This is a genomic window from Caballeronia sp. AZ1_KS37 (assembly GCF_023631165.1).
GTDB classification, from domain to species: Bacteria; Pseudomonadota; Gammaproteobacteria; order Burkholderiales; family Burkholderiaceae; genus Caballeronia; species Caballeronia zhejiangensis.
Genome location: NZ_JALQDP010000008.1, coordinates 75,281 through 87,839 on the forward strand (window position 1 = coordinate 75,281; position 12,559 = coordinate 87,839).

General features: G+C 67.0%; 14 protein-coding genes. 8 read left to right on the top strand and 6 right to left on the bottom strand.

Going from position 1 to position 12,559, the window contains the following annotated elements:
* Positions 1-3: 3 nt before the first annotated feature.
* The 3 genes from NCS00_RS07415 to NCS00_RS07425 all read right to left on the bottom strand — a co-directional run bounded on the left by NCS00_RS07415 (position 4) and on the right by NCS00_RS07425 (position 1,238).
* On the bottom strand, positions 4-537 hold the full coding sequence (locus NCS00_RS07415; protein WP_008349599.1) for a cupin domain-containing protein: 534 nt from the start codon (positions 535-537) through the stop codon (positions 4-6).
* Between the two features lie 68 nt (positions 538-605).
* Positions 606-857, bottom strand: coding sequence for a hypothetical protein (locus tag NCS00_RS07420; RefSeq protein WP_235366340.1), 252 nt, complete (start codon positions 855-857; stop codon positions 606-608).
* 30 nt (positions 858-887) lie between these two features.
* Positions 888-1,238: a hypothetical protein gene (locus tag NCS00_RS07425; protein WP_008349595.1), complete on the bottom strand. Its 351-nt coding sequence runs from the start codon at positions 1,236-1,238 to the stop codon at positions 888-890.
* Between the two features lie 235 nt (positions 1,239-1,473).
* Between NCS00_RS07425 and NCS00_RS07430 the strand changes: the two genes are divergently transcribed.
* The 7 genes from NCS00_RS07430 to NCS00_RS07460 all read left to right on the top strand — a co-directional run bounded on the left by NCS00_RS07430 (position 1,474) and on the right by NCS00_RS07460 (position 10,430).
* The gene (locus tag NCS00_RS07430) at positions 1,474-2,391 is read left to right on the top strand and encodes a LysR family transcriptional regulator (RefSeq protein WP_008349593.1); all 918 of its coding nucleotides are present in this window, start codon (positions 1,474-1,476) and stop codon (positions 2,389-2,391) included.
* Positions 2,392-2,557: 166 nt separating this feature from the next.
* On the top strand, positions 2,558-4,861 hold the full coding sequence (locus tag NCS00_RS07435; RefSeq protein WP_250439760.1) for a two-partner secretion domain-containing protein: 2,304 nt from the start codon (positions 2,558-2,560) through the stop codon (positions 4,859-4,861).
* On the top strand, positions 4,834-6,600 hold the full coding sequence (locus tag NCS00_RS07440; RefSeq protein ID WP_250439761.1) for a ShlB/FhaC/HecB family hemolysin secretion/activation protein: 1,767 nt from the start codon (positions 4,834-4,836) through the stop codon (positions 6,598-6,600). The genes NCS00_RS07435 and NCS00_RS07440 overlap by 28 nt, the downstream gene beginning before the upstream one ends.
* Positions 6,601-6,608: 8 nt before the next feature.
* A complete protein-coding gene (locus NCS00_RS07445; RefSeq protein WP_008349588.1) occupies positions 6,609-7,256 on the top strand; it encodes a FecR family protein in 648 nt (215 codons plus the stop codon).
* Positions 7,257-7,266: 10 nt separating this feature from the next.
* A complete protein-coding gene (locus tag NCS00_RS07450; protein ID WP_250439762.1) occupies positions 7,267-7,413 on the top strand; it encodes a hypothetical protein in 147 nt (48 codons plus the stop codon).
* Positions 7,410-9,638 (top strand): CHASE2 domain-containing protein, encoded by a 2,229-nt coding sequence (locus NCS00_RS07455; protein ID WP_250439763.1) that lies wholly within the window; start codon positions 7,410-7,412, stop codon positions 9,636-9,638. Before NCS00_RS07450 ends, NCS00_RS07455 begins: the two co-directional genes overlap by 4 nt.
* Before the next feature lie 6 nt (positions 9,639-9,644).
* On the top strand, positions 9,645-10,430 hold the full coding sequence (locus NCS00_RS07460) for a 3',5'-cyclic-nucleotide phosphodiesterase (protein WP_250439764.1): 786 nt from the start codon (positions 9,645-9,647) through the stop codon (positions 10,428-10,430).
* A 3-nt stretch (positions 10,431-10,433) separates the two neighbouring features.
* Here NCS00_RS07460 and tehA read toward each other — a convergent pair whose 3' ends face one another.
* From tehA to NCS00_RS07475, 3 genes are all read right to left on the bottom strand, one after another.
* Positions 10,434-11,468 carry a dicarboxylate transporter/tellurite-resistance protein TehA gene (tehA, locus tag NCS00_RS07465; protein WP_250439765.1) on the bottom strand — a complete coding sequence of 345 codons (1,035 nt, stop codon included), beginning with the start codon at positions 11,466-11,468 and terminating at the stop codon, positions 10,434-10,436.
* A gap of 98 nt (positions 11,469-11,566) precedes the next feature.
* Complete coding sequence (locus NCS00_RS07470; protein ID WP_008349582.1) at positions 11,567-11,836, bottom strand: hypothetical protein; 270 nt, start codon at positions 11,834-11,836, stop codon at positions 11,567-11,569.
* Between the two features lie 143 nt (positions 11,837-11,979).
* Positions 11,980-12,123 carry an alpha/beta fold hydrolase gene (locus NCS00_RS07475; RefSeq protein WP_008349581.1) on the bottom strand — a complete coding sequence of 48 codons (144 nt, stop codon included), beginning with the start codon at positions 12,121-12,123 and terminating at the stop codon, positions 11,980-11,982.
* Between the two features lie 114 nt (positions 12,124-12,237).
* On the opposite strand from NCS00_RS07475, the gene NCS00_RS07480 reads away from it, so the two are divergent.
* Positions 12,238-12,558, top strand: a complete 321-nt coding sequence (locus NCS00_RS07480) for a hypothetical protein (RefSeq protein WP_008349580.1) — start codon at positions 12,238-12,240, stop codon at positions 12,556-12,558.
* Position 12,559 lies beyond the last annotated feature (1 nt).

Here is a 12,559-nt window from a genome sequence, read left to right on the forward strand (position 1 = left end):
CGGCTAATGCCAGTGACGCGCGAGCGGCCCGTCCTCTCCGGCGACGGGATCGCTTCGCGGGAACGGCAGTTCTTCCATCGCGATGCGTTCCTGCTCGCTGATCGCTTCGCGGCGGATATCCCATTGCTGCCCCGGCGGATAAGCCCCGACGACCTGAAAGCGCCGTCCGGCCGTCAGCAGGCAATGGCCGGTGCCGGCAGGCAGGACGAGCGCGTCGCCGGCGCTGACCGCGATCACGCGGCCATGCGGGCCGCCGAGAATCAGTTCGGCGTCGCCCGATGCGACGCCGAGCGCCTCATGAGCGGTCGAATGGAAGTGGTGATAGTCGAAGACACTGTCGCGCCACTGCGGCGGCCAGCCGTTCTGCGCGAAAAGCGCTTCGAAGCGCTCGGCGCAATCGGTGGCTTTCGGGTCGATCGCGCCGCGCCACACCAGGACGGGCAGCCGCGTGTTATTTGGCACCCAGCCGTTCGGCGGCAGCATGAAATGCTCGCAGCGGGCGTGTTGCGACAGCAAGCTTGCAGTTTGCTCGGTCATGTTGCGCTTTCTCCGAAAGAGTCAGAGAAATCGCAGCAACGCACGTTCCAGTCGGAATGGACCGCGCGTCAGCGGCCGTGCCAGTGACCGCCGCCGCCGCTCGAGAAGCCGATGCCGAGCGACACCGATGGCGCCGCGTAGTAGCCCGGTCCATACGCATAGCCATAGGCAGGCGCGTAGCCATAAGCGGGCGCGGGCGCATAGCCATAGGGCGGCGCATAAACGCAGCCGCCGAGCCCCGCCGCCGCCACGAGCGCGACGGGCACGATCAGCGAGCGCGCGAGGCGCGACCGGGTTCGAGTTCGAGTTGAATTTTTCATGATGATGCCCCGTTGCCGCCGGCTTCCGGCTTACCAGTGCCGATAGCCGTAATAGCCGCCGTGATGCGCGTACCAGTCGCGGCGTCCCCAGTAGCGATAGCCATCCCAGTAGCGGTCGCCGTGCCAACCCACGACGATCGCCGGCGCGGGCGCAACCATGACCGGCGCGGGCTGATAGGCGACGGGCGGAGGCGGCGGCGCGTACATGGGCGGCGGAGGCGGCGCATAGACGGGAGCGGGCGCGACGTACACCGGCGCCGCATAAACCGGCGCAACGGGGACCCCGAGATTGATGCCCAGGCTCACGCCCGCCACGGCGGCTTCGCAAGCGAGTCCCGCCGACAACGCGATACCGATCCCGACCAAGCCCTTGATGTTCATTTCGTCCTCGTCTGAGAAGGCCGACAAGCAGACCGCGATGCGATCCTGGATTCATATGCAGCCATGAATCCATCGTAGCCACGCCGCGTGCGGGCTGCGTTACAACGCCTGTAACAGATGTGAATCCTGAAACGAATGTGCGAAAAGCCGACGCGACGCCGCTTCGCCCGCGCAGGTTGCGCGCTGTTGCGCCGACGTGGGATAGTTCCGGCTTCGTCAAACGGATGCCTGGACGATGGACTTGTTGCGGAGCATGAGAATCTTTGCGCGCGTGGCTGAAGCGGCCAGCTTCACCGTCGCGGCGCAGCAGATGGACATCACGACGGCGCAGGCCTCGCGCGCGGTCACCGAACTCGAAACGCATCTGCGCACGCGGCTTCTGAATCGCACGACGCGCCGCGTCGCCCTCACCGATGCCGGCAACCGTTATCTCACGCGCTGCAAGGAAGTGCTCGAACTCGTCGATCTCTCCGAGGCCGAGGCGAGCAACGCCCAGGTTTCGCCGACGGGCGTGCTGCGCATGCATGCCCCGATCACCTTCGGCCAGCACTACGTGGTGCCCGCGCTCACGCGCTATCTCGAGCAGCATCCGCAGGTGCGCGTCGAGCTTACGCTTTCGCAACATATCCCCGACATGCTCGACGAAGGCTTCGACGTCTTCCTGCAAGTCACCACGTCCGCACTGCCCGACTCCGCGCTCGTCTCCACGAAGATCTGCTCGATGCCGAGCGTGTTGTGCGCGTCGCCGGGCTATCTCAAACGGGCGGGCACGCCCCAGCGCATCGACGATCTGAAGAACCACGCGTGCCTGCAACTCGTGACGACGTTTTTCCCCGTCGACCGATGGGTCTTCGAAGGCCCGCGCGGCCACGTCGAAGTGGAGCTCGACCCGGGCCGCCTGCGCGTCAATTCCGCCGATGCGCTCGCGGTCGCGCTGTCGAACGGTCTCGGCATCGCGCCGCTGCCGATGCTCGCCGCGCTGCCGTGGCTCGACAGCGGCGCGCTCGTGCGCGTGCTGCCCGAGTGCGAACTTCAGACAATGACCATCTACGCGATGTACGCGTCCCGCCAGTATCTCGATGCGAAGATCCGCACGTGGGTCACGTTCCTGCGCGAGTTCGTCGAAGAGACGCTCGCGAGCCAGGCCGCGTGATCGTCGGATAAAACGCCGCGTTCCTAATACGAATGGCGAAGAACAGCGCGTGCGCGAAGGTTCTCTAAACGCGTAGTTGCAAGCATGCTTCGGAACACTAAACTGCTTGATGGTGCGCCTGCATCTCGTCACGACGATGCGCCGCAACAGAAAGGAGTCGGCCGACATGAACAAGACTCTGCGCGCGAGCACCGCGTTCCCCGCGCGACGGCTCTGCATCGCCACGCTCATCGTCATGGCGTGCATGTCCGCGCGCGCGGAACCGAGCGGCGCGCGCGTCGTCGCGGGTTCCGGCTCGGTGACGAGCGCAGGCGCCAGCACGATCATTCAGCAGAATAGCGGCCGCCTCGCCATCGACTGGAATTCGTTCAGCACGCGCCCTGGCGAAGCGGTCACGTTCAATCAGCCGGGCGCGAATTCGATCGCGCTGAACCGCGTCGTCGGACCGCGCCCGACGGCCTTCTTCGGCAAGCTCGACGCGAACGGCCAGGTGTTCATCGTCAATCCGAACGGCGTGATCTTCGGGCCGGGCGCGCAGGTGAACGTCGGTGGATTGCTGGCATCGACGCTCAATCTGTCGACGAGCGATTTCATGAGCGGCCACTACACCTTTTCGGGCGACGGGCGCTGGCATCGGCATCATCATCATCACGAGGACGGCGCGGCGGTCGTCAATCTCGGCACGCTCACGAGCGCGCCCGGCGGTTATGTCGCGCTGATCGGCGCGCGCGCGATCAACGCCGGCACGATCGACTCGCCCGGCGGTTTCGCGGCGCTCGCGGCGGGCGAGCGCATCGCGGTCACGCTCGGCGATCACAGCATGATCGGCTTGTCGGTGGAGCGCGGCGCGTTGCGTGCGCTCGCCGCCAATCACGGTCTGATTCAGGCCGATGGCGGTCAGGCGTGGCTCGTCGCGAGCGCCGAGGACGCGCTCCTCGCCAATGTCGTGAACAACACGGGCGTCATCCGCGCGAGAAGCGCCGTGAACCAGAACGGCGTGATCCGCCTCGTCGCGGACAAAGGCGTCGTGCAGGCCGGCGGCACGCTCGACGCATCCGCGCCGGATGGCGGCAACGGCGGCGCCATCGAAACGGCGGGCACGCAGGTGCGCGTCGCGCCGGACGCGCAGGTCACGACGGCGGCGGCATCGGGACAAACCGGAACGTGGCGCATTGCAAGCGACTTCGCCGCGCTCGTCGGCGGCGGCGATGCATTCGGACAGCGCTTCGGCACGATTCAGGGCGCGACGCTTTCGCGCGTGCTCGAATCGACCAATGTGTCGATCAGCGCCGCGTCGCCGGCGGGCTTTGCGCCGTTCGGCCTCGTGCTGATCGACGGCCCGGTCGCGTGGAGCGGCGTCAACACGCTTTCGCTCGCGGCGCAGAGCGGCATCCACGTCGACGCGTCGATCAGCGCGCCGCGCGGCACGCTCGCGATGACGACCGCCGGCACCGCGACACAACAGGCGCCCATCCAGGCGGCCAATGTCGCCCTGCAAGGCGGCGCGGGCGCGTACCGGCTGACGAACGCGGGCAATCGCATCGGCACGCTGGCGGCGAACGCCGGTTCCGTCGACATCGCCGATAGCGCGCCGCTCACGATCGGCCGCGTCGCGGGTTTGTCGGGCGTTTCGGCGAGCGGCGCGGTCACGCTCACGGCGCCCGCGCTCACGCTCGCCGCCCCCATTGCGAGCCGCGCGAGCGGCACGGCGATCACGCTCGCCGCGGCGACCTTCGTGAACCGCGCGGGAGCGAACGCGCTTTCCGCGCCGAACGGCCGCTGGCTCGTCTACTCCGACGCACCCGAGGCCGACGCCTTCGGCGGACTGCAAAGCGGCAATCTCGCGCTCTGGGGCGATGCCTACACCGGCGGCGCCGATGCGCGCGCGGCATCGGCATCGGGCAACCGGTTCGCGTTCAATGCGCGGCAGCAGGTCACGTTGACCGCGATCAACATCGACGTGCCGTTCGAGACGCCGCGCACGCTCGGTCCGAACGACGTGACGATCGCGCTGCGCTACAACGGCGCGAACTACGGCAACGCATTCGCCGACAGCCCGGCGAACCACGAGCCGTTCGTCTTCACGGTGACGAGCACCGGCGCGACGCCGGGCGCGGCGATCGGCACGTACGCGATCACGGTCACGGCGACGGGCGGCCCGACCGGGTACACGATCACGACGCAAGGCGGCACGCTGCGCATCGCGGGCACGCCGCCGCCTGCGCCGCCGTCCGTCCCCGTACAGCCGGTGATGCCGCAAGAACCGGAAACGCCCGTCACGACCGTCGCGGCGCTGCCCGGCATTCTCGATTCCGTACGTACCGACGCGGCCAATCCCGCGCCGCTCTACAACGCGACGCCGGGCCGTCAGCCGGAGTCCGCGCCGCTCGTGCAGCAGCGCACCGATTCGACGAGCGACGGCAGCCGTCTGCCGGACGACGCATGGCCCGGTCACGTATGCCGCATGTGAGGCCCAGGCGCGTGCGACGCTTCGGGCCCCGCGAACGGCGCCACAGCGTCGCGTCGCGCCGGCTCGCCGTGCTCATCGCGACGCTCGTCGCGGCGACGGCGCGCGACATGCGCGAAACGCACGCCCAGACGCTGCCGAACGCGGGCAGCATCCTGCGCGAACAGCAGCAGCAAGCGCCCGCGCCCGTCCCGCCTTCCGATCTGCGTCTGAACGTGACGCCCGCGCCCGAACCGCCGCCCGTCTCCGGCGAAACAGGAGGCATCCGCTTCGAAGTGAAAGGTTTCGCGTTCACCGGCAACACGCTTTTCCCGACGGCGGAACTGCTCGACGCCGTGCGGCCGTTCATCGGTGCGGGGCGTTCGCTCGACGATCTCGAAAGCGCCGCCGATCGCGTGAGCGCGTTCTATCGGCGGCACGGCTATCTGGTCGCGCGCGCCTATGTGCCGCCGCAGCAGATCGATGACGGCATCGTGCGTATCGCGGTGAGCGAGGGACGTTACGGTCGCATCGACATCGACAACCAGTCGCGCACGCGCGACCCCGTCATCGCGCGATTTTTCGGCGCGCTCAAACCGGGCGACGTGATCGACGAGCGCGCCCTCACCCGCGCCACGTTGCTCGCGCAGGACGCGGCCGGCACGACGGGCGCGAACGCGACGATCTCGCCGGGCCTTCTTCCCGGCACCTCCGACATGACGCTCGCCGTGCCGACCGCGCGGCCCGTCTCCGGCAGCGTGCAGGCCGACAACTACGGCCAGACGACGACCGGCACCGCGCGTCTCATCGGCGCGCTGCAATGGAACAATCCGCTCGGCATCGGCGATCAGTTGGGCGCGCGGCTGCTCGGCTCGATCACCGGGCAGTTCTACGGCAACATCGGCTACACGGTGCCGGTCGGCGGCAGCGGGTTCGCGTGGGGCGTCGGCTACACGCGCTCGACGTATTCGGTCGGCGGTCAGTTCGACGAACTCGACGCCTACGGCAGCGCCAATGCCTTCTCGACGTTCCTGAGCTACGCGCTGCTGCGCTCGCCGTCGGCGAACGTATTCGCGACGCTCGGCTACGACCACAAGCTGCTGTCGGATCACCTCGGCGCGTTCGATTCCGTCAGCGACAAGACGAGCGATGTCGGCCGGCTCGGGCTCTCGGGCAATCTGACGCTCGAAAAGAGCATCACGACGTTCGACACGGCTATCCAGCAAGGCAACCTGCGCTATAAGACGCCGCAGCCGGAACAGATCGCCGCGCAGATCGCCGGTGCGTTCACGAAGTTCGTGTTCGCCGTGACGCACACGCAGGTGATCGGCGATCAGGCCAACGGCACGCAGCTCTACCTTTCGCTCAACGGCCAGGCGACTTCGCGCAATCTCGATTCGTCCGAGCAGATCTCGCTCGGCGGCCCGTATGCAGTGCGAGCCTATGCGACCGGCGACGCGCCCGTCGACGAAGCGTATATCGCGACCATCGAACTACGGCAGACGATCAGGCAATCGCTCGTGCCGGTGCTCGTGACGCTATCGGGCTTCATCGATACCGCCGACGGGAAAATCGCCGCGCATCCGGTCGCGCCGGGCAGCGATCACGTCCGGCTTTCCGGGCTGGGCGTCGGCGCGACGTTCGCCGCGCCGCACGACTTTCTGCTGTCGATGTCGTACGCGCACACGCTCGGCTACGTGCCTTCGACGCTCGGCACCGGACACGCGAACCGCTTCTGGATCGCGCTCACGAAGTCCTTCTGAGACCGAACATGACGCGCGCCCGACACCTTCTTCTCTTCCTCTTCCTGGCGATGACCGCGCGCGCGGCGTGCGCCGAAGCGGTCGCGACGATCACCGCGCTCGTCGGCAATGTCGCGATTCAATCGGCGGGCGGCGCGCAACGCGTGGCGGCGGTCGGCGGCGACATCGACAACGGCGACACCGTGCAGACCGGCGTCGGCTCTGAAATCGTGATGATCTTCACCGACAAGCAGCGCGTGTATCTGAAGCCCGGCTCGGTGTTTCGCGTCGACGATTTTCATTACGCGGCGAACGCGCCGCAGGAAGACCGCAGCTTTCTGTCGCTCGTGAAAGGCGGATTGCGCGCGCTCGACGGGCTCGTCGCGAAGGAAGGCAAGCCGGAGAACTATCGCGTGAAGACGCCGACGTCGACCATCGGCATACGCGGCACCGAATATTCCGTCACCGATTGCGCGAATCTCGAACCGGGCGCGAACGCGGATTGCAAGGGCGATCAGATCGTCGTCTACGACGGTCAGATCGTCGTCATCAATCAGGTCGACAGGCAGATCGTGCGCGCGGGCGAAGGCGCGATCGTCGTGAGTCCGCGGCTGCCGTTCGGCGTGCTGCCGGCATCGCGCGTGACGCCGGTGGTGCCGTCGGCGGCGTGCCGTTAGCGAGCCCACGATGAGCGAAAACACGAGCCGCGATACGGACGTCATGCGCGCAGCGCAGTTGCACGCGGCGCTCATGTCTTTCGGCGTCGATGCGCACGCGCGCGTGCTGGCGGCGCGGCTCGTCGTCGCGAACGAGCAGAACCGGGCCGCGCAATGAGGGTGCGAGAACCGCTCGCGTTCACGTTCAAACGCTCGGGCGCGCGCTGGGCGCTCGGGCTCGCGATCGTCGTCGCGCTCGCGGGACATGCGCTGTCGCGCTATGACATCCGCTTCATCGATTCGCTCGACGCGATGATCTACGACGCGAAAGTGCGTGTCTTCATGCCGCGCACGACGGACGCGCGCATCGCGATTCTCGATATCGACGAGAAAAGCCTCGCCGAACTGGGCCGCTGGCCGTGGGATCGCGCGCGCATGGCGGCGCTCGTCGATACGCTGTTTTCGCGCGAGCGCATCGCGGTGCTCGGCTTCGACATGGTGTTCGCGGAAGCCGACGCGAGTTCGGGCCTTGCCGTGCTCGACGAACTCGCGCGCGGCCCGCTCGCCGAGGACAACGCGTACCGCAAGACGCTCGATGCGCTTGCTCCGCGCCTCGATTACGACCGCCGTTTCGCCGATGCCCTTGCCGGTCATCCCGTCGTGCTCGGCTTTTACTTTTCGAATCGCGATGCATCGAGCGGCGCGATTCCATCGCCCTTGATGAGCGCGCGCGCGTTCGGCACGCATCCGCTCATGCTCTTCGACTGGACGAGCTACGGCGGCAATCTGCCCGCGCTGCAACAGGCGGCGAAGCGCGCCGGATACTTCAATCCCGTGATCGATTTCGACGGCTCCGTGCGCCGCGTGCCGCTCATCGCGGCCTATCGCGACGGCGTGTACGGCGCGCTGTCGCTCGAAGTGATCCGCGCGCTGTTCGGCGACGCCGCGGTGACGCCGGTCTTCGACGACGCAACCGATCCCGCCGCGCCGCTCGCGGGACTCGCGCTCACGACGCCGCGCGGCACGCGCACGATTCCTGTCGATGAAAACGGCGCGGCGCTCGTGCCCTATCGCGGCCCGACCGGCAGCTTCCCGTATTACTCCATCGCCGACGTGCTCGGAGAGCGCATTCCCGCCAACGCGCTCGCGGGCAAGATCGCGCTCGTCGGCACGACGGCGCCGGGCCTGATGGATCAGCGCACGACGCCCGTCGGCGAGGTCTATCCGGGCGTCGAGGTGAACGCGAATCTGATCGGCGGCATGCTCGACGATACGATCCGCTTCGAACCCCCGTTCGCGTCGGCGTTGCAGGCGTCGATGCTCGCGCTCATCGGACTCGCGATGATCTTCCTCTGGCCGTGGCACATGCCCGCGCGCGCGACGATCTTCACCGCGATGTTGCTCGCGCTCGTCGTCGCGGCGGATCTCTTCGCGTTCGCGCGGCTTCGCTGGTCGATCCCGGTGGCGTCGCCGCTGCTCGCTGCGCTCGCGCTCTACGTGCTCAACATGTCGTACGGCTACTTCGTCGAGGCGCGCGCGAAACGCCATTTCACCGCGCTGTTCGGGCAATACGTGCCGCCCGAGCTCGTCGAGGAAATGAGCCGTCATCCGGAGGACTACAGCATGGCCGGGCGGCGCGCCGAGCTGACCGTGCTGTTCTGCGACGTGCTCGGCTTCACGGCCATCGCGGAGACGCTGGAGCCGGAAGCGCTCGCGCGTCTGATGAACGAGTATCTCGGCACGATGACCGAAGTGATCCGCGCGCATCGCGGCACGCTCGACAAGTACATCGGCGATGCGATCATGGGTTTCTGGGGTGCGCCCGTCGACGATCCGGATCACGCGCGCAACGCCGTCGCGGCGGCGCTCGGCATGCGCGCGGCGCTCGTCGAGCTGAACCGCACGCTCACGGCGCGCGGCTGGCCGACGCTGTGGATCGGCATCGGCATCAATACGGGGCCGATGACCGTCGGCGACATGGGCTCGCACGTGCGCCGCGCCTACACCGTGATGGGCGATGCCGTGAATGTCGCGGCGCGGCTCGAAGGCCTCACGCGGCGCTTCGATATCGACATCATCGTGGGCGAAGCGACGCGCGAACGGGTGACGGATATCGCGTTCCGCGAGATCGATCGCGTGCGCGTGAAAGGACGCGTCGCGCCGATTGCGGTGTTCGAGCCGCAGCCCGCGCACGAACACGGCGATGCGCTCACGCGCTGGCACGCGGCGCTCGCGCACTATCGCGCGCGCGAGTGGGACGAAGCGCAAACGCTACTCGCGACGCTCGCGGCGCAGTATCCTGAGCGACAGGTGTACGCGATGTATCGCAGGCGCATCGATGCGCTGCGCGGCATTGCGTTGCCCGAGGACTGGGATTGCGTAAGCGAATTCGACACGAAATGAATCATCATGAACGTTCGGGTACTCGGCTGTAGCGGCGCGATCAGGAGCGGCGGCGACGATGCGGGCGATCGCGGCGGCACGACGGCGCTGCTCGTCGACGGCGACATCATGATCGATGCCGGCACGGGCGTCGCCGTGCTCACCGACGACGAACTCGCGCGTATCGATCATGTGTTTCTCACGCACTCGCATCTGGATCACATTGCGTATCTGCCGCTCATGATCGATGCCACGAGCGACGCGCGCGATAGGCCGCTCGTCGTTCACGCGAGCCGCGCGACGCTCGACATACTTCAGGCGCACATCTTCAACAATCTGATCTGGCCGGACTTCACGCGCATTCCTTCCCCCGATGCGCCGGGCGTGCGCTTCGAAGCGCTGGAGGTCGGCGAATGCTTCATGCTGAACGGGCGCACCGTGACGGCATTGCCCGCGCGGCATACGGTGCCGTCGATGGGGCTGGCGGTGTCGAACGCAACGGCGTGCATCGCGTTCAGCGGCGATACGACGAGCAATCCCGAGTTCTGGGCCGCCGTGTGCGCGTTGCCGGGACTGCGCCATGTGATCGTCGAGACCGCGTATCCGGATGCGCAGATCGCGTTGGCGCGTGCGGCGCATCACTATTGCCCGAAGCTCATCGCCGATGATCTGCGTGGCCGCGCGATGAAAGCCGAATTGCTGATTTCGCATCTGAAACCGCCGCACGGCGCGCAGATTCTGGAAGAACTGCGCGCCGCGTTGCCCGATGTGTCGCTGCGTGCGTTGCGCGCGGGCGAAGTGCTGACGTTGTGATGTTCAACGCGAACCCGCTGCCGCACGACGCTCGATGCTGATCGGCGTGACGTTCGCCGGCGCCGACGTAACCGCGGCCGGCAGCAACTCGCCTCGCACGATCGCCCGCACCGTTCCCGCGATCATGAGACCGATCACCACGTTGGCCACGACGAACGCAGCCGGTGCGATCCACGTCATCGGGCCGGTGGCGCCGCGTTCGAGCATGCGAATAGCCATCGTCGGCAATGCTGCGGCACCGAAGCTGAAGGCCCAGTACGAAGGCGTGAACGCGCGTTGGCGAATCCAGGGCACGAGGCGCGCGAGCATCAGCGCCTGATAGAGACCGTAGCCGAGCAGCATGTATGCGAACGTATCGGGTACGCCGTGCGTGATCGCGAGATACGACACGCCTCCGACGACCGGCGGCGCAAGCTGGATGCCGAGCGTAGGGCGCAATGCTTCGGGCAGCGGTTCATGCACGGCGGCGCGATGCAGCACGATCGATTCGATCGCGAGCCACGAGAACACGCCCGCGCCGAACAGCAACATGCCGATTTGCGTGAAACCGAGCCCGGCCGCCGCCGTCGCCGCGACGAAGCTGGGCGCGACCGTCGGAAGGTAGATGGCGGGCGTCGTCAGCTCGGGCTTGCGGCCGCCCTGCCAGAACCGGCCATGCAGATACGCGCCGAGCGCGAGCGAACTCGCGACGCCGATCGCGAAGAGCGCGATCGCGAGCGGCCGCGAATAAGGCTGCACGGCTTGTGCGACGAGCATCGCCGATACCGGCACGAGCGCCGCGAACGAAGACTGCACCGGATGACGCATTTCCGCGATGGCCGCATCGCGCTGGACGAGCCACTTGCGCCCGTATGCGACGAGCACCGCGATCCAGACGACGAGCGCGCCCGCCGTCAGCCATGCGGTCACCGCATCGGGAATCGCCCACACGCGAGCCGCCGCACGCCATGCGCCCGCGAGCGCGAGCCCGCCGACCGCGATGCCGAAGAACGCAGCCGGCATCGGCGTGCGATTGTTCGTACCATTGTTGCTGTTCATTGCCCTTCTCCTTGATTTGCGTCGTTGGAGAAAGGTTAGTGGCGGCGGCCTTCCGCGCGAATGCCGCAGCGTCTCATTGCGCTGCGCGCGCGTCTCAATCAGTCGCCGCCGCGCAGCTTCACCGCGATTTCGTGCCAGTCCTCTACCGCGTGTTTCAGCTCGCGGCACAGTCTCGGATCGAGCGCATCGAGACGCGACCACAGACGATCGAGCGTCTTCTCACGGGCTTCGTACACGGCGACCGCCGCGACTCTGCTCGCGCCCGACAGACGCGCCTCGGCATCGGCGCATTCCATGTAGAGATGCGCGAGATGCGGATCGGCAAGTTCGACGGGACGCAGGTGAACGGCAGTGAAGCGTGACTTCATGGTGGTTTCCCCGGCTCTTCTTGTTATCGGCGCGCGCTTTCGCATCGCGGTTGCGCGACAGTATGAAGGGCCGGGAAATGCGCCGACAAGCTAAAACGCGTGCGTTCTGTGCGCTATGAAGCGATAGACGTGTTCGGCGTCGCTCACCTCGCGACGAACGCATCGACATGCCGCGCGAGCTCGATCGGATACCGGAACATCAGCGCGTGTCCCGCGTCGCTGACCACATCGAGCGTCGCGCGCGGAATCATCTGTTCGAGACGGCGCGCGTTGGTATCGGCAAGCACATCGTCGTTCGCGCCCGCGAGAAAAGAAAACGCGACGCGCCAACGGCAGCGGGGAATAATAGGCGGCGAATTGCGCGCGTTCAACAAGAGCTTAAGAACAAGGAGTTAAAGCAGATGAATCGATTCTTCCGCTTGTGCCTTCTTCCCGCCGCTGCATTCGCGCTCGTCGCGTGCAGCACGCCTGTCGAGTTTTCGGCGAGCGCGAATCCGCCTTCATGGAATAACGACGGCGATGCCGATTTCAGCGGCATGGACAACGCGATGTCCGCATGCAAGGGCGCCGCGAAAAGAGCCGGCGCGGGCCGTTGCACGCAGGTGCGCGCCTACGAGGCGTGCATGAAGGACAAGGGCTACATCACCGTGCTCGGGCCGGAGAATCCGCCGAACTGCGGCCAGCCCGATTGGGAAAAGGACGTACGAAAGTGGCTCGAATAAA